This window comes from Pseudomonas sp. S2_C11, from assembly GCF_054668395.1.
Genome location: NZ_CP162765.1, coordinates 1,390,099 through 1,415,321, shown reverse-complemented (window position 1 = coordinate 1,415,321; position 25,223 = coordinate 1,390,099). Strand labels below are relative to the sequence as shown.

Genomic DNA, 25,223 nt, shown 5'->3' with positions numbered 1-25,223 from the left:
GCAGTCTGTAAGACAAACGCTCAATTCATACGCCCGTTTGATTCGGGTACGTCACCTTCACGGAATTTCAGACAATTGTCAATCGCCCTAAATTCGGGCTGAAATGCGACTTTGCGGTCATTTCTGCACCATGATGAGCAGCAACACCCGTCTCGATGTTGAGCCATTCATAGAATCAATAGTTAGAAAAGTCGCCCTAATTTCCGCCGAGCCCTGTTCAGAAGGCTACGCTGGGTGGACTGCGAGAAAATTTGCCGAGGCGATCAAAGCGCCTGCCGCAAAAAAAGATTACCGGCCTGCCTGGCCAATCCGCCCGACGAATCATGTCGGGCTTTTTATTGCGCGTCTGCCGGACGTTTCACACCGTTGCAGTGAGAAAAGTCCGCGCATCACGCCAGTGCTTTCAGGGTCGCGTCGATATCCTGCAGAACCGTCGCCTCGCCCTTCTCGCCCCAGTACAAGGCGATCATCTGCTTGTCCGCTTCGATCTTGAAAACATTGCCCGGCAATTTTTCGAAATAATCGAGCAGGATCCGGTCATCGCAGACTTCCTGCCATTGATTGACCCAGACGCCCGGGGTTTTCTGCCAGTACGTCCAGCACGCCGGTTGGCTGCCACGCCGCGGCCGATGGTACTGGGCGCAGGGGTTTGGCGGCTCTGGCAGCAGCCAGTGCGGCCACTCCTGCGGCGCCAGTTGCATGGCCAGGCCGATGCGTCGAGCCTCCATGCGCAGGGCCATGCGCCCGCTCTGCGCGCGAGACGGGCGCAACCATGCCAGCGGACTTAAAACTACCAGCAGGATTGACACCACCAGCCAGACCGTCATATCTGTACTCCCGATTTTTGATGAGCCCATTGTGTCACTTGCGAACCAATGCGCTTGAAACCAGCCATACTTACCAATATCGAACCCTCAGGAGGAGCACCTCATGCCCTACCACCACATACTGGTCGCTGTAGATCTGACCGAAGAGTGCGACCCTGTGATCCACCGCGCCCGCGAGCTGTCGGTGAGCAACGCTGCCAAGTTGTCGCTGGTGCATATCGTTGAACCGATGGCCATGGCCTTCGGTGGCGACGTGCCAATGGACCTGTCACAACTGCAACAACAGCAGTTCGATCAGGCCAAGGAGCGTCTTGAAAAACTCAAATCGAAATACCCCGAGCTCGAAGGCGCCAATTGCCATCTGACCTACGGCCAGCCACGCCAGGAAATCCATCATTTCGCCAAGGAACAAGCGTGCGATCTGATCGTGGTCGGAAGCCATGGCCGTCATGGCTTGGCACTGCTGCTCGGCTCGACCGCGAATGACGTGCTGCACGGTGCGCCATGCGATGTGCTGGCGGTACACCTGGTCAAACGCTGATCTGTCTTGCTCTTTGTGGGAGCGAGCCTGCTCGCGAATACGTCGGCACATTCAATATGAGTGCCGCCTGACACACCGCTTTCGCGAGCAGGCTCGCTCTCACAGTTGACCTGCTCCAGCCTGTAGATCGCGCTACATATGAAAAGCCCGGCGCTCATCACTGAGCGCCGGGCTTGTTTACATCAGGAGCAATCAGGCATCCAGCTCGGCCCAACGCTCCACCAACGCATCCAGCTCGGCCTGCAATTGCTCCAGCGAAGCAATCACCTTGGCCGTTTCCGCCGGCGGACGCTGATAGAAACCGGCTTCAGCCATTTCCGCTTCAACCGCGGCGATTTGCTGCTCCTTGGCGTCGATGTCGCCCGGCAAGGCTTCCAGCTCGCGCTGCAGCTTGTAGCTCAGTTTCTTCTTGGCCACCGGAGCGGCAGCCGCAGGCGCAGCCACCGGAGCCGGCTCAGCGCTAACCACCGCCGAGTTCAGGTCAGCCTTGCCCGACTTGCTTTCAGTCACGCCCAACAGACGCGGCGAACCGCCCTGACGGATCCAGTCCTGATAGCCACCGACGTATTCACGAACCTTGCCTTCACCTTCAAAGACCAGGGTACTGGTCACTACGTTATCGAGAAATGCCCGGTCGTGGCTGACCATCAGCACGGTGCCGTTGAAAGTCAGCAGCACTTCTTCGAGCAGCTCGAGGGTTTCCACGTCGAGGTCGTTGGTCGGTTCGTCGAGCACCAGCAGGTTCGCCGGTTTGCTGAACAGCTTCGCCAGCAACAGACGCGCACGTTCACCACCCGACAACGCCTTGACCGGCGTGCGTGCACGCTGCGGGCTGAACAGGAAGTCGCCGAGATAGCTCAGCACGTGACGGCTCTGCCCGTCGATGTCGATGAAGTCGCGACCTTCGGCGACGTTGTCGATCACGGTTTTTTCCAGATCCAGCTGATGGCGCAACTGGTCGAAGTAGGCGACGTCGATGCGTGTGCCCTCTTCCACTTTGCCGCTGGTCGGTTGCAGACCGCTGAGCATCAGTTTCAACAGTGTGGTCTTGCCAGTACCGTTGGCGCCGAGCAGACCGATACGGTCGCCGCGCTGCAGGACCATGGAGAAATCCTTGATCAGGAACGGCCCGCCCGGATGCGCGAAGCTCACGTTCTCGAGCACCATCACCTGCTTGCCGGATTTGTCCGCGGTTTCCAGCTGGATGTTGGCCTTGCCGGTACGCTCGCGACGCTCACTGCGCTCAACGCGCAGGGCTTTCAGGGCGCGCACGCGACCTTCGTTACGAGTGCGGCGGGCCTTGATGCCCTGACGGATCCACACTTCTTCCTGAGCCAGACGCTTGTCGAACAACGCATTGGCGGTTTCTTCAGCGGCCAGCGCGGCTTCTTTGTGCACGAGGAAACTGGCGTAATCGCCGTTCCAGTCGATCAGCCCACCGCGATCCAGTTCGAGGATGCGCGTGGCGAGGTTTTGCAAAAAGGAACGGTCGTGCGTGATGAACAGCACGGCGCCCTGGAAATCTTTCAGCGCTTCTTCGAGCCAGGCAATCGCACCGATGTCCAGGTGGTTGGTTGGTTCGTCGAGCAGCAGCAGATCCGGTTCGGACACCAGCGCCTGCGCCAGCAGCACACGACGACGCCAGCCACCGGAGAGTTCGGCGAGAGTCTTGTCGGCCGGCAGTTGCAGACGGCTCAGGGTGCTGTCGACCAGCGTTTGAAGGCGCCAGCCATCACGGGCTTCGAGGTCGTGCTGAACGTGCATCAGCTTGTCCAGATCGGCGTCGGTGACGATGTTCTGGCTCAGGTGATGATATTCGGCGAGCAAGGCGCCAACACCATCGAGGCCTTCAGCCACCACGTCGAATACCGTCCGGTCGTCGGCAACTGGCAATTCTTGCGGCAATTCGCCGATTTTCAGACCGGGGGCACGCCATACCGAGCCGTCATCGGGCTTCTGGTCGCCCTTGACCAGTTTCATCATGCTGGACTTGCCAGTGCCGTTGCGGCCGATGATGCACACCCGCTCACCACGGGCGATCTGCCAGGACACCTTGTCCAACAACGGCATAGCGCCGAACGCAAGGGACACATCGCTGAATTTGAGCAGGGTCATGAGCTTCTCCAAAAACCGGGCGCGCATTCTACCTGACTTGAGGCTTCAGCAGGCCGGCAATTTGTCTGTCGAAGCACTCTGCACAACATTTGTTGCGAACTTGTGCAGCGAGGCTCGCAAAGCTTTCGCCGCTTGCTGGCAAAAGGCTAAGCTACAGTCAATTCAGTGCGGATTTCGATCGGCACTTGTCATGATTTCTCTGCCCGGATGTCTCATGCGCAGTCGCCTTTTCAGTGTTTTGTCCTGCTTGTTTCTTACCGCCGCTGCCGCTCAATCCGTCCAGGCGGTGGACTTGTCCACCCAACGCCAGTATTACGATGAAGCCAAGCGCGCCTTGGCCAAGGGTGATACCGGCCCGTATTTCCGTTACAGCCAGGCGCTGGCCGATTATCCGCTGGAACCGTATCTGGCCTACGACGAACTGACCGCGCGTCTGAAGACCGCGAGCAACGCAGAAATCGAGAAATTCCTCGCCGAACACGGTGACCTGCCGCAGGCCAATTGGATGAAACTGCGCTGGTTGCGCTGGCTCGCCGACCGTGGCGACTGGGCGACCTTCGTCAAGTACTACGATCCGAAGCTGAATTTCACTGAGCTCGACTGCCTCAACGCGCAATACCAAATCAGCCACGACAAGAAGGCTGAAGGCTATGCGAACGCAGAAAAACTCTGGCTGACCGGCAAATCGCAACCCGCCGCCTGTGACGCGCTGTTCGGCATCTGGGCTGCCGACGGCCAACTGACCGAGCAGAAACGCTGGGAGCGCACCAAGCTTGCCGCGCAGGCCCGCAACTATCCGCTGGCCAACAGCCTGATCAACGGCCTGACCACCCTAGCCCCGCGCGGGCGTTTGCTGGTCGACGTGGCGCAGAAACCCGAATTGCTCAATCAGCCGTCGCGCTTCACCCCGGCCGACGAGCCGATGTCAGACGTCGTCAGCCTCGGCTTGCGCCGCCTCGCCCGGCAGGATCCGGACAAGGCCATGGCCCTGCTCGACGGTTACGCCAGCAGCATGCATTTCTCTCGCGATGAGAAGGTCGCGATCGCTCGCGAGATCGGCCTGACCCTCGCGCGCCGCTTCGACAGCCGCGCGCTGGACGTGATGACCAAGTACGATCCGGAGCTGCGCGACAACACCGTCTCGGAATGGCGCCTGCGCCTGCTGCTGCGTCTGGCACGCTGGAACGATGCCTACGAATTGACCAAGCGTCTGCCGCAAGACCTGGCCGCCACCAACCGTTGGCGCTATTGGCAGGCGCGCAGTCTGGAACTGGCCGAGCCACAAAACCCGCAAGCGCTGACCCTGTACAAGAATCTGGCGCGGGAACGAGACTTCTACGGCTTCCTCGCCGCAGACCGTTCACAATCGCCTTACTCGCTGAACAACAAGCCGCTGGTGCTCAGCCAGGCGTTGATCAACAAGGTTCGTAACACCCCCGGCGTGCGGCGCGCGCTGGAGTTTCATGCACGCGGGCAGATCGTCGACGGGCGTCGCGAGTGGTATCACGTCAGCCGTCATTTCAATCGCGATGAAATGGTCGCCCAGGCCAAACTGGCCTACGACCTGAAATGGTACTTTCCGGCGATTCGCACCATCAGTCAGGCACAGTACTGGGACGATCTGGACATCCGCTTCCCGATGGCTCACCGCGATACCCTCGTGCGTGAAGCCAAGGTTCGCGGCCTGCATTCGAGCTGGGTGTTCGCCATCACCCGGCAGGAAAGCGCCTTCATGGACGACGCGCGCTCCGGCGTCGGCGCCAGCGGTCTGATGCAACTGATGCCAGCCACCGCCAAGGAAACCGCACGCAAATTCAGCATCCCCTTGGCTTCGCCGCAGCAGGTGCTCAATCCAGACAAGAACATTCAGCTCGGCGCCGCTTACCTCAGCCAGGTTCACAGCCAGTTCAACGGCAACCGCGTGCTCGCCTCCGCCGCTTACAACGCCGGGCCAGGCCGCGTGCGTCAGTGGCTGCGCGGCGCTGATCACCTGAGTTTCGACGTCTGGGTGGAAAGCATCCCGTTCGACGAAACCCGTCAATACGTGCAGAACGTGTTGTCCTACTCGGTGATCTACGGGCAAAAGCTCAACTCGCCGCAACCGCTGGTGGATTGGCATGAGCGGTATTTTGATGATCAGTAATCACCAGGCTGACGCCGGATCATGAAAAATGCCCGTATCGTGAGATACGGGCATTTTTTTGGTCGGTTACTTGGTCGATTGCTCAGTCTGCTGTGACAGATCGACCATCATTAAACTGCAACGCCGCCAGCCGTGCGTACAGCGGATTGCTGGCGATCAACTCCTGATGTGTCCCCACCGCTACCAGCTTGCCTTGATCCATCACCGCAATCCGGTCAGCGTTCTTCACCGTGGCCAGCCTGTGAGCGATCACCAGCGTGGTGCGGTTTTCCATCAGCGTTGGCAGGGCCTGCTGGATCAGATGTTCGCTCTGTGCGTCGAGGGCGCTGGTGGCTTCGTCAAGGAGCAGGATCGGCGCGTCCACTAGCAAGGCGCGGGCAATGGCCAGACGTTGGCGCTGACCGCCGGACAACCCGAGGCCGCCATCTCCCAGATGAGTTTGATAGCCGTCCGGCATTTGTTCGATAAAGTCGTGGGCGTGGGCAATTCGCGCAGCTTCCTTGACCTGTTCAAGCGTGGCCGTCGGGCAGCCGTAGCGAATGTTGTCCTCCACGCTGCCGAAAAACAACGCGGGGGTTTGCGAGACCAGGGCGAAACAGCGGCGCAGATCCAGCGGGTCAAGGCTGGTCAGCGGCACGCCATCGAGGAAAATCTGCCCCTCGCGTGGATCGTAGAAGCGCAGCAACAAGTCGTAAACCGTGGACTTGCCGGCGCCGGACGGCCCCACCAATGCCAGGGTTTCGCCCGCCCTCACCGTCAGACTCAAGCCATCAACTGCGTAGCTTTCCGGACGCGAGGGGTAGGAAAAGCGCACGTCGCGCAGCTCAAGTTCACCTTTGACTCGCGCTGGCAAAGTGACCAGTCCGGTCAACGGTGGCTGGATGATGTTTTCCGAACGCAGCAATTCTGCGATCCGCTCCGCTGCGCCAGCAGCGCGCTGCAGCTCGCCGATCACTTCGCTCAGCGTGCCGAACGCACTGCCGACAATCAGGCTGTAGAAAACGAACGCCGCCAGTTCCCCAGCCGAAATCCGCCCCGCCATCACATCCATGCCGCCGACCCACAACATCACCGCCACCGCGCCAAGCACCAGCACGATCACTAGCGTGATCAACCACGCCCTCTGGAAGATCCTCTTACGCGCGGTTTCAAACGCCTGCTCGACGGTAGAAGCGAAACGCTGCTCGTCCTGCACTTGATGGTTGTAGGCCTGCACGGTTTTGATCTGACCAAGGGTTTCCGACACATAGCTGCCAATGTCGGCGATACGGTCCTGGCTCTGGCGCGACAGATTGCGCACACGGCGGCCGAAAATCAGGATCGGCGCGATCACCAGCGGCAGTGCAATCACGACAATGCTGGTCAACTTCGGATTGGTGATGAACAGCAACACCACACCACCGATGACCATCAGCAGATTGCGCAGGAACAGCGAGAGCGACGAGCCGATCACCGATTGCAGCAGCGTGGTATCAGCGGTCAGGCGCGACTGGATTTCCGAGCTGCGGTTATCCTCATAAAAGCCCGGATGCAGATATACCAAGTGATTGAACACTTGGCGGCGAATGTCGGCGACCACGCGCTCGCCTATCCACGACACCAGATAGAAACGGGCAAAGGTGCCCAGCGCCAGTCCGAGCACCAGCAACATGAAAATCCCGATCGACTGATTGAGCAGATGCGGCGAACGGGTCATGAAACCCTGGTCTACCAACAACTTGATGCCCTGCCCCATCGACAAGGTGATGCCGGCGGTGACGATCAGCGCGAGCAGTGCGCCGAAGGCATGCCAGCGGTACGGCAGGAGAAAATGACTGGTCAGGCGCAGGGCACGCCGGTGTCGGGAAGAAAACATGGAGATCATGGAGTTCACGTCTGCGCAGATGGATCGGGCCAGCCTACAGACTCAGATGGGGTGGAACTCTGTAAATCACAATGAGTCAGGTTAAATATGCCCGGGATGTCCGGATGCTAGAAACGATTGGTCTAAGGTTGCGGTTGAGACGAGCGGTCATTTCTGTTTGAGTAGAGATGCCGCCCGCCGACAGACCGCAGGGAGTTGTCACAGCCTGGTCACGTGGCGGTTTTAACTTAGGCACACAACCTGATGAGGAGACAGGCCATGTCCTTGCAACACAGCAGCGAAGACAAGATTGAAGTGATCCGCACCAAACCCGACCAGTCTCTGGGTTGCTCGATTATCGATGAGCAGGGCCGCGAAGTACCGATCACTGAAGACATGATCCAGGACGCGTGCCGCGAACTGGAGAAGCGATTGGTCAAGCCTGCCGAACAAGAGTGATGTAGCCACCGTCTTCCTGACCCGGCCCTGAATGGCCGGGTTTTTTATATCTGCAATTCGGGATTGGTGGTGTGGCTTTCGCGAGCAAGCTCGCTCCCACCTTTAACTTTGCTGCACTGTAGATCCCCTGTGGGAGCGAGCCTGCTCGCGAAAAGGCCAGCGCTGATTCAGACAGCCACCGCCCCCAGCGCCTCAACAATCTGCCGCAACCCCGGCGCATCACCTTCAATTCGCACCTTCAGCCCTTCGATCTCGCGTCGCACCGGATATTGCTTGCGCAACGCGTCAAACGCCGAGCGCTGCTCAGCGACATTTCCCACCAGGCTGCGGCGGAAATCCGCATCATCGCGGCGCGGGTCATACACGCCCCGGCACAACATCGCCAGCGCCCACGCCGGATCGCTGTCACCGTGCAGGGAAACTTCCGACAACCAGGTTGCTGGCAGCAGATCGCTGAGCTGGATAGCTGCAGGTTGGCCGCTGAAAGCGCAGTAGGCCTGATAAATCTGCGCGGTCCCGCGTTGCTTGCCATCGAGGCTGTAACCGGCAATATGTGGCGTGGCCAATACGCAGAGTTCGGCCAACGCAGGGTCGACTTCCGGCTCTTTTTCCCAGACGTCGAGCACCGCTTGCAGGTCCTCGCGCTCCAGCAGCACCTCACGCAGCGCAACGTTATCCACCACAGGGCCGCGCGCCGCGTTGATCAGCCATGCACCCTGCTTGAGTTGCTGCAAACGCTGTTGATCGAACAGGTGCCAGGTTGCAGAGTCGCCGCTGCGGGTCAATGGCGTATGCAGACTGATCACGTCGCACTGCTCGATGATCTGCTCAAGGCTGACATATTCGCCGCCCTCGGCAGCCTGGCGCGGCGGATCGCAAACCTTGACGTTCCAGCCCAGGCCCTTGAGGACCTTGATCAAGCGCCCCCCCACTTCACCGGCGCCGACGACGCCGTAAGTACGCTGAGTTAGATCCGCGCCTTCGATTTCGGCCAGTGTCATCAGACTGCCCAGTACGTAGTCGACTACACCACGGGCATTGCAACCCGGCGCGCTCGACCAGCAGATCCCGGCCTCGTTGAAGTAATCGAGATCCAGATGATCGGTGCCGATGGTGCAGGTGCCGACAAAGCGCACCTTGCTGCCTTCGAGCAGCGCGCGATTGACGTTAGTCACCGAGCGCACCAGCAACACATCGGCCTGCTCAACCGTCGCGCGGTCAATGGAGCGGCCCGGCACTCTGCGGATGTCGCCGAAACCGGCAAAAAAAGCATCGAGCAGCGGGATATTTTCGTCGGCAACAATCAGCATGGCGGGCTCCTTGGGCGGATCGGCAGTTTAGGTGCTGACGCGTCGATCAGCCAGCAGGGTTTGCGCTTACAAATACGCAACAGAGGATATTTCCTGACCGAGGCGTCAGCGGCGTAGAATGCGCCGCTCTGCGCATCAATACTTTCTGGACGCTTTGCCTGTGAACCCTGTAACTGACCAACCTGTCGCCGTCTCGCTGAGCCGCCCTGCGCGGATTCGCCTGGAGTTGAAAAACCTGCTCGCCCTGGCCCTGCCGATCATCATCGCGCAACTGGCGACCACGGCCATGGGCTTCGTCGATGCGGTGATGGCCGGGCGCGTCGGCCCCAAGGACCTGGCGGCAGTGGCGCTGGGCAACTCGATCTGGGTTCCAGTGTTTCTATTGATGACCGGCACCCTGCTGGCCACCACACCAGAAGTCGCGCAGCGTTTCGGCGCCGGCAAGCACAGCGAAATCGGCCCGATCGTGCGTCAGGCGTTGTGGCTGGCATTGGTAGTCGGATTGATCGCCACCTCGATGCTGGTCGCCGCCGAACCGGTGCTGCATCTGATGAAAGTCGATCCCGAGTTGATCGGCCCGTGCATGCAATATCTGCACGGCATCGCCAGCGGCTTGCCGGCGGTGGCCTTCTATCACGTGCTGCGCTGCACCAGCGATGGCATCGGCCGCACCCGCCCGGCCATGGTGCTGGGCCTCTGTGGTCTGGCGCTGAACATCCCGCTGAACTACATCTTCATTTATGGCCACTTCGGCGTGCCGGCCATGGGCGGCGTCGGCTGCGGCTGGGCCACGGCGATCGTGATGTGGGTGATGGCGCTGGGCCTGGCCGGCTACGAACGCTGGGCACCGGCCTATCGCTCAAGCGAACTGTTCAGCCGCTTCGACTGGCCGCAGTGGACGGTGATCAAACGTCTGCTATCGATTGGTTTGCCGATCGGCATCGCGGTGTTTGCCGAGTCGAGCATCTTCGCCGTGATCGCCCTGCTGATCGGCAGCCTCGGCGCGACGGTGGTGGCCGGGCATCAGATCGCGCTGAACGTCAGCTCGCTGGTGTTCATGATTCCCTATTCGCTGGGCATGGCGGTCACCGTGCGTGTCGGCCAGGCGCTGGGCCGCGAGGAACCGCGTGAGGCACGTTTTGCCGCTGGAGTCGGCATGGGCACGGCGCTGGCCTACGCCTGCCTGTCGGCGAGCCTGATGCTGGCGCTGCGCGAGCCGATTGCGGCGATCTATACCGCTGATCCAACGGTGATTCATATTGCGGCGATGCTGATTGTTTATTCGGCGCTGTTCCAGTTTTCAGATGCAATCCAGGTGACTGCGGCCGGTGCACTGCGTGGCTATCAGGACACTCGGGTGACGATGATCCTGACTCTCTTCGCCTACTGGGGCATCGGTCTGCCGGTCGGTTATGCGCTGGGCCTGACCGATTGGCTCGGCGAGCCACGCGGTCCGAGCGGTTTGTGGCAGGGTTTGATCGTAGGCTTAAGCTGCGCAGCGTTGATGCTGTCGATCCGGCTGACACGCAGCGCGCGCAAGCGGATTCGAATCAGTCGTTCGGCGGGTTGATCACCCATAAAAAAGACCTGCATTTGCAGGTCTTTTTTTGCCCTGATTCAGGACTTCTTGCGAATCCAGTACAGATAGGTGCCGGCCTCTTCGTGCTGGCTGACCAGTTCATGGTCAAGAAACACGCAGAACTTGGGGATATCGCGCTTGGTCGAGGGATCGGTGGCGATCACCTTGAGCAGGCCGCCGGGCACCAGATCGCGGATGTGCTGGTGCAACATCATCACCGGTTCCGGGCAATTGAGGCCGGTGGCGTCGAGGGTGCCGTCGACCGGGGTATCGATCATTTCACTCATGGTTCACTCCAGAAACTGGCCGGCATTGTCGCGCATTGCTTGGGACATCGTCCAACCCATGTGGGAGCGAGCCTGCTCGCGAAGGCAATCCGTCAGCCCCACCGCTTTCGCGAGGAGCCTCGCTCCCACAGGTTCAGTGTTGTGTCAGCGCGATTTGGTTTTCCTGGTGTCGTGCCGGCGCAGATGGCAAGTCACTTCCTCGCGGTCGTGATACAGCTGCTTGCAGCCGATATCAACCTTGATCCCACGAGCCTTGAAACCATCGGCAATGCGCTCGAGCAGACGTTTCACTTCGGCATAACGCTGTTTCATCGGCAGCTTCAGGTTGACCACCGCCTCGCGGCAATGCCCCTCGCCGATCCACTCTTCCAGCATCGCCGCGTTGCGCGCCGGTTTCTCGACGATGTCGCAAACCATCCAGTCCACCGGCTGCTTCGGCTTGAAGGTAAAACCGTCCGCCATCAGATGCTGGACCAATCCGGTTTCCATCAGGCTTTCAGCCATCGGGCCGTTGTCGATAGCCGTCACCAGCATGCCCCGGTTGACCAGTTGCCAGGTCCAGCCGCCCGGTGCGGCGCCGAGGTCAACGCCGGTCATGTCGCTGTGCAGGCGATCTTCCCACTGATCACGTGGAATGAAGTGGTGCCACGCCTCCTCCAGCTTCAAGGTCGAACGGCTGGGCGCCTCGCGAGGAAACTTCAGGCGTGGAATGCCCATCGGCCACATTGCCGAATTGCCGGCATCGGCCATGCCGAGGAACACTTCGCGTCCGCTTTTGAAGGTCAGCAACAAACGCGGCTTGCTGGCGTCTTCCACCAGTTTGCCAGCGGCGGTCAGCGCCTTGCGCAGGGGGCCTTCGAACTTTTTGCAAAAGTTCGACAGTTCCTTGCCGTCATTGGTATCGACCACTTCCAGCCACAGACTGCCAAACACCGGGAAATCGGCCATGTGCGCGAGGATTACGCTGATGCGATCGTTTTCCGGCAGATCAATGAAAAAGCCCCGCGCCCACTGCCGAGGGAAGATCAATTCGGCGAAACGCTGACCGCGCATCAGGCGTTCGGCGCCGTCGGCTTCAGTGCAGACAAACTCGGCGCAGGCCGTGGCGGTTTTGGCTTTGGCGTAACCGGCGACATTGAGACGGGCGGCGAGATCGGAAATCTCCGAACAGACTTCGCCTTCGAAGCCGGGCCGGCAATGCATGAATAGGGTGTTCATTCTTACTCCTGGGCAACGGTCGATCATTCGACCGTTGCGCGATGCTCAAGCCTTGCGTTGCCGCAATGCCTGTCACGAAAACCGGCGCATGATAGCTGAAGTCGGAACCATGGTTGCGCCGATAGAGTCCAGTTATTAGCCAGCTACTCAAAACAGGGCTAGGTTTAATGCTCTGCCCGTCCCCTCAGTCCGTAGCCGTGCGGACTCAAAGGAGTGATCGTAATGCCGTCCCTCGATAGTCTGAAGTCACTGAAAACCCTACAAATCGATGCCACGACCTACCATTATTTCAGCCTGCCGGAAGCCGCCAAAAGCCTGGGCGACCTCGACAAGCTGCCGATGTCGTTGAAGGTACTGCTGGAAAATCTGCTGCGCTGGGAAGACGAAAAAACCGTCACCGGCGCTGACCTCAAAGCCATCGCCGCCTGGCTCAAGGAGCGCCGCTCCGATCGCGAAATCCAATACCGTCCCGCCCGGGTATTGATGCAGGATTTTACTGGTGTCCCCGCCGTCGTCGATCTCGCCGCAATGCGCGCGGCGATGGCCAAGGCTGGTGGCGACCCGCAACGCATAAATCCGTTGTCGCCGGTGGATCTGGTGATCGACCACTCGGTGATGGTCGACAAGTTTGGCAGCGCCAGTGCGTTTGAACAGAACGTCGACATCGAAATGCAACGCAACGGCGAGCGCTATGCCTTCCTGCGCTGGGGCCAGAGTGCGTTCGATAACTTCAGCGTGGTCCCGCCGGGTACCGGCATCTGCCACCAGGTCAACCTCGAATATCTCGGCCGCACCGTTTGGACCAAAGACGAGGATGGCCGCACCTACGCGTTCCCCGACACGCTGGTCGGCACCGACTCCCACACCACCATGATCAACGGCCTCGGCGTACTCGGCTGGGGCGTGGGCGGGATCGAAGCGGAAGCGGCGATGCTTGGGCAACCGGTATCGATGCTGATTCCGGAAGTGGTCGGCTTCAAACTCACCGGCAAACTCAAGGAAGGCATCACCGCCACCGATCTGGTGCTGACCGTAACGCAGATGCTGCGCAAGAAAGGCGTAGTCGGCAAATTCGTCGAGTTCTATGGCGATGGTCTCGCCGATCTGCCACTGGCCGACCGCGCAACCATCGCCAACATGGCCCCGGAATACGGTGCGACGTGCGGCTTCTTCCCGGTCGACGATGTCACGCTGGAATACCTGCGCCTGTCTGGCCGGCCGCCGGAAGTGGTGAAACTGGTCGAGGCCTACACCAAGGCTCAAGGCCTGTGGCGTCTGCCGGGTCAGGAGCCGGTGTTCACCGACAGCCTGGCTTTGGACATGGGCAGCGTCGAGGCCAGCCTGGCCGGACCGAAACGTCCGCAGGATCGCGTCTCGCTGCCGAACGTCGCGCAGGCCTTCAGTGATTTCATCGACCTGCAATTCAAACCCACCAGCAAGGAAGAAGGACGCCTGGAAAGCGAGGGTGGCGGCGGCGTAGCAGTGGGCAACGCCGATCTGGTGGGCGAAGCGGACTACGAATACGAGGGCAAGACCTATCGCCTGAAAAACGGTGCAGTGGTCATCGCCGCGATCACTTCCTGCACCAACACTTCCAACCCGAGCGTGATGATGGCGGCCGGGTTGCTGGCGAAGAAAGCCGTCGAGAAAGGTCTGACACGCAAGCCTTGGGTCAAAAGCTCACTGGCCCCCGGTTCGAAAGTCGTCACCGACTATTACAAGGCTGCCGGGCTGACTCAGTACCTTGATCAGCTCGGGTTTTCGTTAGTCGGCTACGGTTGCACCACCTGCATCGGCAACTCCGGGCCACTGCCGGAGCCGATCGAGAAAGCCATTCAAAAGGCCGATCTGACCGTCGCATCAGTCCTGTCCGGCAACCGCAATTTCGAAGGCCGCGTGCACCCACTGGTGAAAACCAACTGGCTGGCCTCGCCTCCTCTGGTCGTCGCTTACGCTTTGGCTGGCAGTGTGCGCACCGACATCAGCAGCGAACCGCTGGGTGAGGATCAGCAGGGCAATCCGGTATACCTGCGCGATATCTGGCCGAGCAGCCGGGAAATCGCCGAAGCGGTGAATCAGGTCAACACGGCGATGTTCCACAAGGAATACGCCGAAGTGTTTGCCGGTGATGAGCAATGGCAGGCCATCGAGGTGCCGCAAGCGGCGACTTACGTGTGGCAGGACGATTCGACCTACATTCAGCATCCACCTTTCTTCGACGACATTTCCGGCCCTCTGCCGGAAGTCAAAGACGTCAAAGGCGCGCGGGTCTTGGCCTTGCTCGGCGATTCAGTGACCACCGACCACATCTCCCCCGCCGGCAACATCAAGATCGACAGCCCGGCCGGGCGATACCTGCAGGAAAAAGGCGTGGAGCCGCGCGACTTCAACTCCTACGGTTCCCGTCGCGGCAATCATGAAGTGATGATGCGCGGTACGTTTGCCAACATCCGTATTCGCAACGAGATGCTGGGTGGCGAGGAAGGTGGCAACACCCTTTATATTCCCACCGGGGAAAAAATGGCGATCTATGACGCAGCGATGAAATATCAGGCTTCGGGTACGCCGTTGGTGGTGATTGCCGGTCAGGAGTACGGCACCGGGTCGAGCCGTGACTGGGCGGCGAAAGGCACCAATCTGCTGGGCGTCAAAGCGGTGATTGCGGAGAGCTTCGAACGTATTCACCGCTCGAATCTGGTCGGCATGGGTGTGCTGCCGTTGCAGTTCAAGCTTGATCAGAACCGCAAGAGTCTCAATCTGACCGGCAAAGAGACGTTCGAGATTCTGGGATTGACCGGCGTCGAGCTGAGGCCGCGGATGAACCTGCCGCTGGTTATCACTCGGGAGGATGGGCGTCAGGAGAGAATCGAAGTCTTGTGCCGCATTGATACGCTGAATGAGGTCGAGTACTTCAAATCCGGGGGGATCCTGCATTATGTGTTGCGGCAGTTGATTGCTTCGTGACGGGATGACATTCGCCCAGGCTGTGATCTTTTTGACCTGGCTTTTAAAAGCAGGATCAAAAGATCGCAGCCTTCGGCGGCTCCTACATTCAGGCGAAAAAAAACCCGCCGAAGCGGGTTTTTCCCAAGACCATTATCGACTCCCTGTCGGCAGCGATCCTTGCAATGGTCGATCGTCCATGATCCTGAAACACTCCCTGTGTCTCAGTTGATGTGTGTAGATTACCCAGTGGATCCAATCAGCAATAGTCGTAAAAGCTACCAACGCGTGTAAGACATTCGCCATACAAACACTTCCGAAAACCCCTAGGTCCGTCAGGCACCGCCGCTTTCACGAGCCCTGGCGCTTTCGGCGAGAAACTGTTCAAGCCTGCTCAACTGCTCCTCCCAGCCGCGACTGTCCATGTAATACGCCTCTTTCTGACGGATATCAGGGATGTGCGCGAAGCCGGACTCCGAGACCTTGAGTAGAGTGCCGTCCTCGAAGTCCTGCAGTTCGAATTTGACCAGCGTGGTCGGCTCTTGTGAGTAGTCGATCTTCGGGTTGACCGCGTACGGGTGCCAGCGGAAAGAAAACAACTGCTGCGGCTCGACCCGCTCGATCAGTACATTCCACAATACGTGTTCATAACCGGGGTACGTGACCTGGCCCTGCGTCCACTCACCGGCAATGAAGCGCCGGCCCTCAAGTGCCACGCCAAACCACTGACCGAACGCCTCTGCATCGACCAATGCGCGCCAGACATGGGAACGCGACGCCTTGAGCGTGATCTTGCGTTCGAAACTGTTAGGTACTGGTTTCATACGTCACCTCCTGTTCTGAACACTAGGCTTGTATGACCACATGTCCAATGCGAAGTTGTATCCAGGCGCTGCAGGCATCGATTCGAGCGGACACATCCTGCGGTAGTTTGCGCTCTGTGATCGGCGCCGCCTGACCTGTTATCTTTCCAGCGAATCCGCAGAAACAAGGACGAACCATGCAGCCCTCTCTTGCCGATCGGTATCGCGGCGCCCTCCTCGGCCTGGCTTGCGGCGATGCGGTCGGCACAACAGTTGAGTTCCAGCCGCGAGGATCATTCCAGCCGCTGAGCGACATGGTCGGCGGTGGCCCGTTCCAGCTCAAGCCAGGGCAATGGACCGATGACACCTCAATGGCACTCTGCCTGGCCGAGAGCCTGCTGCGCAAAAACGGTTTCGACGCGGCTGATCAGATGGGCCGCTATCTCAATTGGTGGAAATGGGGATATCTGAGCTCCACCGGTGAATGTTTCGACATCGGCATGACCGTCAGCCAGGCGCTGGAACAGTATCAGCGAACCGGGGAGCCTTTCGCAGGGTCGACTGATCCGTTGACAGCTGGTAACGGGTCGCTGATGCGATTGGCTCCTGTCGTGCTGTTTTATTTTCCCGACGCTAGACAGATCCAGATCCACGCCGCCGACAGTTCGCGCACAACCCATGCGGCGCCGGAGGCAATCGAGTGCTGCCAATTGCTGGCTGATATGATCGCACGAGCGCTTGAGGGAGCCGACAAAACGCAACTGCGCCAATCGCTACTTGCAGAGTATTCCCAACCCAAGGTGGTTGCGATCGCGCGGGGTGAGTATCTCGGCAAAAAAGAAAACGAAATCAAGGGCAGCGGCTATAGCGTGCAATCATTGGAAGCCGCTTTGTGGTGCTTCCATCACACGCAAACGTACGCTGACGCGATACTGAAAGCAGCCAATCTCGGCGATGATGCGGATACCACAGCTGCTATCGTGGGTCAGTTGGCCGGTACTTACTACGGCGCTCGGGCAATTCCCGAGCACTGGCTGGAGCGGCTGCATGACGGCGAGGAAATTACGGCCACTGCGGATCGCTTGCTTGAGGCCTCCCGGCTACGTACATAACACTCGATACACTCTTTCTACTCGATACAGCGAGAACCTTATGTCAGTGCGTCTGCTTCTGGCCTCTGCGCCCTTTTTGTTTGCCCCTTTCGCCCATGCCGCCGTTGATTGCGCCAACGCCAGCGATCAGGCGACGATGAATCAATGCGCGGGGCAAGCCTTCAAAGCGGCAGACAAGGAACTGAATACGCTCTATCAGCAGATCACCGGACGCCTGAAGGACAACCCGGACGGAAAGAAGCTGCTGGTCAATGCGCAGCGGGCGGGGGTCAGCTTTCGGGATGCCGAGTGCAAGTTTTCGGCTTCTGGGGTGGCAGGCGGGAGTGTTTATCCATTGGTTTACAGTAGTTGTCTTACAGCCGTAACCAAGGCCAGAGTAGAAACCCTCAAGCAGTATTTGAAATGTGAGGAAGGTGATATGAGCTGCCCGGTACCGGGTGCGTAATCACAGGCTCCGCTTACGGAGCCTGTGCTGTGAACCGTTACGCCTCAGACGTGAGGATCGCCCGGCGCTTTGCTCGGCGCAGCGTATTGAGGTTTAAGGTGACCATCCTGATCGAGTAACCAGGCGTCCATGATCTGCCGCACTACTGGACCGGCAACACGACCACCCGCCTCGCCGTTCTCGATCATTACCGAGATGGCGATCTTCGGATGCTCGGCCGGTGCGAATCCTACAAACAGGGCGTTATCACGGTGGCGCTCCAGGGTTTTCTCGCGGTTGTAGCGCTCCCCTTGCTTGATCGCTACCACTTGCGCCGTGCCACTCTTGCCGGCGATGCGGTATTGCGCACCCGCAGCGGCCGCACGGGCAATACCTCGAGCATCGTGCATGACCATCTGCATACCGTGATTGACCTGCTCCCAATCGCGCGGGTCCTTGAGCAGGATATTGGGCATTGGATGTTCGTCGACCGGCGCTACACCGTCGACCGACTTGGCCAAGTGAGGCCGATGCCATATCCCCTTATTGGCGATCAGGGCAGTGGCCTGGGCCAATTGCAGCGGTGTGACCTGCATGTATCCCTGGCCGATGCCGAGAATAACCGTCTCGCCGGGATACCAGGCCTGTCGCCGTGTAGCGCGTTTCCACGCCTGCGACGGCATCAGACCGGGGGACTCTTCAAACATGTCCAGCGAGACTTTTTCACCAAGGCCGAACATCGCCATGTAGTCGTGCAGACGATCGATGCCAAGCTTGTGCGCCAGGTCGTAGAAGTAGGTGTCGTTGGAACGCATGATCGCCGCGTCCATGTCCACCCAGCCATCACCGCTGTGGTTCCAGTTGCGATACTTGTGGTCGAAGTCCGGTAATTGGTAATAGCCGGGATCGAATACGCGGGTCTGCGGAGTTACGACGCCTGCGTCCAGCCCTGCTATGGCGACTTCCGGCTTGATCGTCGAGCCCGGGGCGTACAGACCACGCAACACGCGGTTGAACAATGGCCGATCAATGGAATCCCGCAGCGCTGAATATTCCTTCGAACTGATCCCGGTGACGAACAGATTCGGATCGAAACTCGGATTGCTGACCATCGCCAGCACTTCTCCGGTGGACGGGTCGAGAGCTACCACTGAACCACGACGGTCGCCCAAAGCGGCTTCGGCAGCTTCCTGCAGCTTTACATCGAGGCTCAGGACGATGTTTTTGCCTGGCACCGGATCGGTGTGCTTGAGTACCCGTAGCACACGGCCTTGAGCATTGGTCTCGACTTCTTCGTAACCGACATGGCCGTGCAACTGCGCTTCATAAAAACGCTCGATACCGGTTTTACCAATGGATTGCGTACCTCGGTATTGCACGGAGTCGAGGGTTTTAGCTTCCTTTTCATTGATCCGACCGACATAACCGATTGAATGAGCGAAATGTGCGCCGAGAGGATAGTGCCGGACAAACTGCGGTTCGACATCAATCCCCGGCAGGCGAAATTCGTTCACCGCCAGGACGGCGATCTGCTCTTCCGTCAGCTCATAAAACAGTGTGACCGGTGTGAATGGATGCCGGGATTGCTTCATCGCCTTGTCGAATACCGTGCGGTCTTCAGCAGGCAAGTGCAGCAAGTTGATGACTTCGTCCAGCTCCTGATTGACGTCGGTTGCACGCTCCCGAGTGATGGTCAGGTTGTAGCTGGGACGGTTGTCGGCGAGCAATACACCGTTGCGGTCGTAGATCAATCCCCGCGTCGGCGGTATCGGCAGGACATGGACTCGGTTGTTTTCGGAGATGGTCGAGTGGTAATCGAATTCCACGACCTGGAGAATGTACAGGCGCACCACCAAAGCGCAGCTGATGGCGAACACGAACAGAGCACAGGCAATCAAGCGTTTGTTGACCAGCCTCGTCTCTTTTTCATGATCCTTGATCGGGATTGGTTCAGGCATTTCTACAGCAACTCTTAGACGTAAATGAGTGCCGATCCGTGGGCAGGACATCAGTCCGTTAAAAAACGAGCTGCACCATACCAAAACTCGCCATCCACTTCAGGATGAATTTCCCCGGTGGCAGGCTAAAAACTTTCTCGCAGGCAAAACAAAACCCCAACTGCTTTCGCAATTGGGGTTTCGGAATTTAATCTTGACGATGACCTACTCTCACATGGGGAAACCCCACACTACCATCGGCGATGCATCGTTTCACTGCTGAGTTCGGGATGGGATCAGGTGGTTCCAACGCTCTATGGTCGTCAAGAAATTCGGGTACTGACTCGGGACCAGATGGCCTCGCTTCAGCAAATTGGGTATGTGACAGCTAGGTGTTTGTGAATTTCGAACTTTCGGTTCGTTTCGTCTTCACACACCGCAATCTGGCGCCTTTTCAGGTCAGCAAATTGCTTGGGTGTTATATGGTCAAGCCTCACGGGCAATTAGTATTGGTTAGCTCAACGCCTCACAGCGCTTACACACCCAACCTATCAACGTCGTAGTCTTCGACGGCCCTTCAGGGAACTCAAGGTTCCAGTGAGATCTCATCTTGAGGCAAGTTTCCCGCTTAGATGCTTTCAGCGGTTATCTTTCCCGAACATAGCTACCCGGCAATGCCACTGGCGTGACAACCGGAACACCAGAGGTTCGTCCACTCCGGTCCTCTCGTACTAGGAGCAGCCCCTCTCAAATCTCAAACGTCCACGGCAGATAGGGACCGAACTGTCTCACGACGTTCTAAACCCAGCTCGCGTACCACTTTAAATGGCGAACAGCCATACCCTTGGGACCGGCTTCAGCCCCAGGATGTGATGAGCCGACATCGAGGTGCCAAACACCGCCGTCGATATGAACTCTTGGGCGGTATCAGCCTGTTATCCCCGGAGTACCTTTTATCCGTTGAGCGATGGCCCTTCCATACAGAACCACCGGATCACTAAGACCTACTTTCGTACCTGCTCGACGTGTCTGTCTCGCAGTCAAGCGCGCTTTTGCCTTTATACTCTACGACCGATTTCCGACCGGTCTGAGCGCACCTTCGTACTCCTCCGTTACTCTTTAGGAGGAGACCGCCCCAGTCAAACTACCCACCATACACTGTCCTCGATCCGGATAACGGACCTGAGTTAGAACCTCAAAGTTGCCAGGGTGGTATTTCAAGGATGGCTCCACGCGAACTGGCGTCCACGCTTCAAAGCCTCCCACCTATCCTACACAAGCAAATTCAAAGTCCAGTGCAAAGCTATAGTAAAGGTTCACGGGGTCTTTCCGTCTAGCCGCGGATACACTGCATCTTCACAGCGATTTCAATTTCACTGAGTCTCGGGTGGAGACAGCGCCGCCATCGTTACGCCATTCGTGCAGGTCGGAACTTACCCGACAAGGAATTTCGCTACCTTAGGACCGTTATAGTTACGGCCGCCGTTTACCGGGGCTTCGATCAAGAGCTTCGCGTTAGCTAACCCCATCAATTAACCTTCCGGCACCGGGCAGGCGTCACACCCTATACGTCCACTTTCGTGTTTGCAGAGTGCTGTGTTTTTAATAAACAGTCGCAGCGGCCTGGTATCTTCGACCGGCATGAGCTTACGGAGCAAGTCCTTCACCCTCACCGGCGCACCTTCTCCCGAAGTTACGGTGCCATTTTGCCTAGTTCCTTCACCCGAGTTCTCTCAAGCGCCTTGGTATTCTCTACCCAACCACCTGTGTCGGTTTGGGGTACGGTTCCTGGTTACCTGAAGCTTAGAAGCTTTTCTTGGAAGCATGGCATCAACCACTTCGTGTTCTAAAAGAACACTCGTCATCAGCTCTCGGCCTTAAGATCCCGGATTTACCTAAGATCTCAGCCTACCACCTTAAACTTGGACAACCAACGCCAAGCTGGCCTAGCCTTCTCCGTCCCTCCATCGCAATAACCAGAAGTACAGGAATATTAACCTGTTTTCCATCGACTACGCTTTTCAGCCTCGCCTTAGGGACCGACTAACCCTGCGTCGATTAACGTTGCGCAGGAAACCTTGGTCTTTCGGCGTGGGTGTTTTTCACACCCATTGTCGTTACTCATGTCAGCATTCGCACTTCTGATACCTCCAGCAAGCTTCTCAACTCACCTTCACAGGCTTACAGAACGCTCCTCTACCGCATCATCCGAAGATGATACCCGTAGCTTCGGTGTATGGTTTGAGCCCCGTTACATCTTCCGCGCAGGCCGACTCGACTAGTGAGCTATTACGCTTTCTTTAAAGGGTGGCTGCTTCTAAGCCAACCTCCTAGCTGTCTAAGCCTTCCCACATCGTTTCCCACTTAACCATAACTTTGGGACCTTAGCTGACGGTCTGGGTTGTTTCCCTTTTCACGACGGACGTTAGCACCCGCCGTGTGTCTCCCATGCTCGGCACTTGTAGGTATTCGGAGTTTGCATCGGTTTGGTAAGTCGGGATGACCCCCTAGCCGAAACAGTGCTCTACCCCCTACAGTGATACATGAGGCGCTACCTAAATAGCTTTCGAGGAGAACCAGCTATCTCCGAGCTTGATTAGCCTTTCACTCCGATCCACAGGTCATCCGCTAACTTTTCAACGGTAGTCGGTTCGGTCCTCCAGTCAGTGTTACCTAACCTTCAACCTGCCCATGGATAGATCGCCCGGTTTCGGGTCTATTCCCAGCGACTAGAAGCCCTATTAAGACTCGCTTTCGCTACGCCTCCCCTATTCGGTTAAGCTCGCCACTGAAAATAAGTCGCTGACCCATTATACAAAAGGTACGCAGTCACAGAACAAAGTCTGCTCCCACTGCTTGTACGCATACGGTTTCAGGATCTATTTCACTCCCCTCTCCGGGGTTCTTTTCGCCTTTCCCTCACGGTACTAGTTCACTATCGGTCAGTCAGTAGTATTTAGCCTTGGAGGATGGTCCCCCCATATTCAGACAAAGTTTCTCGTGCTCCGTCCTACTCGATTTCATGACTAAGAGATTTTCGCGTACAGGGCTATCACCCACTATGGCCGCACTTTCCAGAGCGTTCCGCTAATCTCAAAGCCACTTAAGGGCTAGTCCCCGTTCGCTCGCCACTACTAAGGGAATCTCGGTTGATTTCTTTTCCTCAGGGTACTTAGATGTTTCAGTTCCCCTGGTTCGCCTCTTGCACCTATGTATTCAGTACAAGATAACCATCTTATGATGGTTGGGTTCCCCCATTCAGACATCTCCGGATCAAAGTCTGTTTGCCGACTCCCCGAAGCTTTTCGCAGGCTACCACGTCTTTCATCGCCTCTGACTGCCAAGGCATCCACCGTATGCGCTTCTTCACTTGACCATATAACCCCAAGCAATCTGGTTATACTGTGAAGACGACATTCGCCGAAAATTCGAATTTCTCAACTAAGAGAACTCACAAATTTCACCTTAGCCTGATCCGTTACCAGTGAAAGTAACGCTCAGTCTATCTTTCTATCACATACCCAAATTTTTAAAGAACGATCTAATCAAAAGACTAGAAATCAATATTCAGCTCGAATATTCATTTCTAAACTCTCAAACTTCGAAGCAGTTTATGGTGGAGCCAAGCGGGATCGAACCGCTGACCTCCTGCGTGCAAGGCAGGCGCTCTCCCAGCTGAGCTATGGCCCCATAACAAAATTGGTGGGTCTGGGCAGATTCGAACTGCCGACCTCACCCTTATCAGGGGTGCGCTCTAACCAACTGAGCTACAGACCCAATTTCGAGCTTGTAACTGTTAGCTCAGAGCTATCAGCTTGGAGCTTAAAGCTGCTTCTATCGTCTTCTTCAATGAATCAAGCAATTCGTGTGGGAGCTCATGCAGCAGCTGATGTCGTCGATTAAGGAGGTGATCCAGCCGCAGGTTCCCCTACGGCTACCTTGTTACGACTTCACCCCAGTCATGAATCACACCGTGGTAACCGTCCTCCCGAAGGTTAGACTAGCTACTTCTGGTGCAACCCACTCCCATGGTGTGACGGGCGGTGTGTACAAGGCCCGGGAACGTATTCACCGCGACATTCTGATTCGCGATTACTAGCGATTCCGACTTCACGCAGTCGAGTTGCAGACTGCGATCCGGACTACGATCGGTTTTATGGGATTAGCTCCACCTCGCGGCTTGGCAACCCTTTGTACCGACCATTGTAGCACGTGTGTAGCCCAGGCCGTAAGGGCCATGATGACTTGACGTCATCCCCACCTTCCTCCGGTTTGTCACCGGCAGTCTCCTTAGAGTGCCCACCATTACGTGCTGGTAACTAAGGACAAGGGTTGCGCTCGTTACGGGACTTAACCCAACATCTCACGACACGAGCTGACGACAGCCATGCAGCACCTGTCTCAATGTTCCCGAAGGCACCAATCCATCTCTGGAAAGTTCATTGGATGTCAAGGCCTGGTAAGGTTCTTCGCGTTGCTTCGAATTAAACCACATGCTCCACCGCTTGTGCGGGCCCCCGTCAATTCATTTGAGTTTTAACCTTGCGGCCGTACTCCCCAGGCGGTCAACTTAATGCGTTAGCTGCGCCACTAAGAGCTCAAGGCTCCCAACGGCTAGTTGACATCGTTTACGGCGTGGACTACCAGGGTATCTAATCCTGTTTGCTCCCCACGCTTTCGCACCTCAGTGTCAGTATCAGTCCAGGTGGTCGCCTTCGCCACTGGTGTTCCTTCCTATATCTACGCATTTCACCGCTACACAGGAAATTCCACCACCCTCTACCATACTCTAGCTTGCCAGTTTTGGATGCAGTTCCCAGGTTGAGCCCGGGGATTTCACATCCAACTTAACAAACCACCTACGCGCGCTTTACGCCCAGTAATTCCGATTAACGCTTGCACCCTCTGTATTACCGCGGCTGCTGGCACAGAGTTAGCCGGTGCTTATTCTGTCGGTAACGTCAAAACAGCAAAGTATTAATTTACTGCCCTTCCTCCCAACTTAAAGTGCTTTACAATCCGAAGACCTTCTTCACACACGCGGCATGGCTGGATCAGGCTTTCGCCCATTGTCCAATATTCCCCACTGCTGCCTCCCGTAGGAGTCTGGACCGTGTCTCAGTTCCAGTGTGACTGATCATCCTCTCAGACCAGTTACGGATCGTCGCCTTGGTGAGCCATTACCTCACCAACTAGCTAATCCGACCTAGGCTCATCTGATAGCGCAAGGCCCGAAGGTCCCCTGCTTTCTCCCGTAGGACGTATGCGGTATTAGCGTTCCTTTCGAAACGTTGCCCCCCACTACCAGGCAGATTCCTAGGCATTACTCACCCGTCCGCCGCTGAATCCAGGAGCAAGCTCCTCTCATCCGCTCGACTTGCATGTGTTAGGCCTGCCGCCAGCGTTCAATCTGAGCCATGATCAAACTCTTCAGTTCAAACATCTTTGGGTTTTTAAGAAACCCTAAACTTGGCTCAGCAATCGTTGGTTACATCTTTGATTTCTCGCGGAGTAACTTGTGATGCTGATAATCTTGTTGACTATCAGTCTGACTGCACAAGCACCCACACGAATTGCTTGATTCAGTTGTTAAAGAGCGGTTGGTTAAGATCTTTCGTCTCAACCGAGGCGCGCATTCTACAGCAGCCTCATTTGCTGTCAAGTGATTATTTTCAGAAGTTT

15 protein-coding genes, 2 tRNA genes and 3 rRNA genes are annotated in these 25,223 nt (G+C 57.5%); 7 read left to right on the top strand and 13 right to left on the bottom strand.

Annotation, left to right across the window (positions count from 1 at the left end; translation table 11 throughout):
• Positions 1–389 precede the first annotated feature (389 nt).
• Positions 390–827 (bottom strand): hypothetical protein, encoded by a 438-nt coding sequence (locus AB4N48_RS06545; RefSeq protein WP_056791532.1) that lies wholly within the window; start codon positions 825–827, stop codon positions 390–392.
• Positions 828–930: 103 nt separating this feature from the next.
• Between AB4N48_RS06545 and AB4N48_RS06540 the strand changes: the two genes are divergently transcribed.
• Positions 931–1,368, top strand: coding sequence for a universal stress protein (locus AB4N48_RS06540; RefSeq protein WP_016775498.1), 438 nt, complete (start codon positions 931–933; stop codon positions 1,366–1,368).
• A 192-nt stretch (positions 1,369–1,560) separates the two neighbouring features.
• Here AB4N48_RS06540 and AB4N48_RS06535 read toward each other — a convergent pair whose 3' ends face one another.
• Positions 1,561–3,483: an ATP-binding cassette domain-containing protein gene (locus AB4N48_RS06535; RefSeq protein ID WP_016775499.1), complete on the bottom strand. Its 1,923-nt coding sequence runs from the start codon at positions 3,481–3,483 to the stop codon at positions 1,561–1,563.
• Positions 3,484–3,697: 214 nt separating this feature from the next.
• Here AB4N48_RS06535 and AB4N48_RS06530 point away from each other — a divergent pair, with 214 nt between their 5' ends.
• Complete coding sequence (locus AB4N48_RS06530) at positions 3,698–5,626, top strand: transglycosylase SLT domain-containing protein (RefSeq protein WP_041477355.1); 1,929 nt, start codon at positions 3,698–3,700, stop codon at positions 5,624–5,626.
• A gap of 82 nt (positions 5,627–5,708) precedes the next feature.
• Here AB4N48_RS06530 and AB4N48_RS06525 read toward each other — a convergent pair whose 3' ends face one another.
• A complete protein-coding gene (locus tag AB4N48_RS06525) occupies positions 5,709–7,490 on the bottom strand; it encodes an ABC transporter transmembrane domain-containing protein (RefSeq protein WP_460094981.1) in 1,782 nt (593 codons plus the stop codon).
• Positions 7,491–7,748: 258 nt separating this feature from the next.
• Between AB4N48_RS06525 and AB4N48_RS06520 the strand changes: the two genes are divergently transcribed.
• Positions 7,749–7,928 (top strand): PA1571 family protein, encoded by a 180-nt coding sequence (locus AB4N48_RS06520; protein WP_024013646.1) that lies wholly within the window; start codon positions 7,749–7,751, stop codon positions 7,926–7,928.
• A gap of 167 nt (positions 7,929–8,095) precedes the next feature.
• On the opposite strand, the gene pdxB is transcribed toward AB4N48_RS06520, so the two are convergent.
• Positions 8,096–9,238, bottom strand: a complete 1,143-nt coding sequence (gene pdxB / locus AB4N48_RS06515; RefSeq protein ID WP_056791541.1) for a 4-phosphoerythronate dehydrogenase PdxB — start codon at positions 9,236–9,238, stop codon at positions 8,096–8,098.
• Positions 9,239–9,398: 160 nt separating this feature from the next.
• On the opposite strand from pdxB, the gene AB4N48_RS06510 reads away from it, so the two are divergent.
• Complete coding sequence (locus AB4N48_RS06510) at positions 9,399–10,808, top strand: MATE family efflux transporter (protein ID WP_460143632.1); 1,410 nt, start codon at positions 9,399–9,401, stop codon at positions 10,806–10,808.
• Positions 10,809–10,855: 47 nt separating this feature from the next.
• Here AB4N48_RS06510 and tusA read toward each other — a convergent pair whose 3' ends face one another.
• A complete protein-coding gene (gene tusA, locus AB4N48_RS06505) occupies positions 10,856–11,104 on the bottom strand; it encodes a sulfurtransferase TusA (protein ID WP_016775503.1) in 249 nt (82 codons plus the stop codon).
• Positions 11,105–11,248: 144 nt separating this feature from the next.
• Positions 11,249–12,322 (bottom strand): 23S rRNA (cytidine(2498)-2'-O)-methyltransferase RlmM, encoded by a 1,074-nt coding sequence (gene rlmM / locus AB4N48_RS06500; RefSeq protein ID WP_041477361.1) that lies wholly within the window; start codon positions 12,320–12,322, stop codon positions 11,249–11,251.
• A gap of 222 nt (positions 12,323–12,544) precedes the next feature.
• Here rlmM and acnA point away from each other — a divergent pair, with 222 nt between their 5' ends.
• Complete coding sequence (acnA, locus tag AB4N48_RS06495) at positions 12,545–15,286, top strand: aconitate hydratase AcnA (protein WP_150634818.1); 2,742 nt, start codon at positions 12,545–12,547, stop codon at positions 15,284–15,286.
• 314 nt (positions 15,287–15,600) lie between these two features.
• Here the strand turns inward: acnA and AB4N48_RS06490 are convergent, their stop codons facing one another.
• Positions 15,601–16,089 carry an SRPBCC family protein gene (locus AB4N48_RS06490; RefSeq protein ID WP_016775506.1) on the bottom strand — a complete coding sequence of 163 codons (489 nt, stop codon included), beginning with the start codon at positions 16,087–16,089 and terminating at the stop codon, positions 15,601–15,603.
• 176 nt (positions 16,090–16,265) lie between these two features.
• Here AB4N48_RS06490 and AB4N48_RS06485 point away from each other — a divergent pair, with 176 nt between their 5' ends.
• Positions 16,266–17,180 (top strand): ADP-ribosylglycohydrolase family protein, encoded by a 915-nt coding sequence (locus tag AB4N48_RS06485; RefSeq protein ID WP_460094977.1) that lies wholly within the window; start codon positions 16,266–16,268, stop codon positions 17,178–17,180.
• Positions 17,181–17,220: 40 nt separating this feature from the next.
• Complete coding sequence (locus tag AB4N48_RS06480) at positions 17,221–17,625, top strand: lysozyme inhibitor LprI family protein (protein ID WP_460094975.1); 405 nt, start codon at positions 17,221–17,223, stop codon at positions 17,623–17,625.
• Between the two features lie 44 nt (positions 17,626–17,669).
• Here the strand turns inward: AB4N48_RS06480 and mrdA are convergent, their stop codons facing one another.
• From mrdA to AB4N48_RS06450, 6 genes are all read right to left on the bottom strand, one after another.
• Positions 17,670–19,562, bottom strand: coding sequence for a penicillin-binding protein 2 (mrdA, locus tag AB4N48_RS06475; RefSeq protein ID WP_460094974.1), 1,893 nt, complete (start codon positions 19,560–19,562; stop codon positions 17,670–17,672).
• 191 nt (positions 19,563–19,753) lie between these two features.
• Positions 19,754–19,869, bottom strand: a 5S ribosomal RNA gene (gene rrf / locus AB4N48_RS06470).
• A 154-nt stretch (positions 19,870–20,023) separates the two neighbouring features.
• Positions 20,024–22,917: ribosomal RNA gene (locus tag AB4N48_RS06465) — 23S ribosomal RNA — on the bottom strand.
• A gap of 238 nt (positions 22,918–23,155) precedes the next feature.
• A tRNA-Ala gene (locus AB4N48_RS06460) sits at positions 23,156–23,231 on the bottom strand.
• 10 nt (positions 23,232–23,241) lie between these two features.
• A tRNA-Ile gene (locus tag AB4N48_RS06455) sits at positions 23,242–23,318 on the bottom strand.
• A 123-nt stretch (positions 23,319–23,441) separates the two neighbouring features.
• Positions 23,442–24,978: ribosomal RNA gene (locus AB4N48_RS06450) — 16S ribosomal RNA — on the bottom strand.
• Together the 16S, 23S and 5S rRNA genes with 2 tRNA genes alongside form the textbook arrangement of a ribosomal RNA operon.
• Between the last annotated feature and the right edge of the window lie 245 nt (positions 24,979–25,223).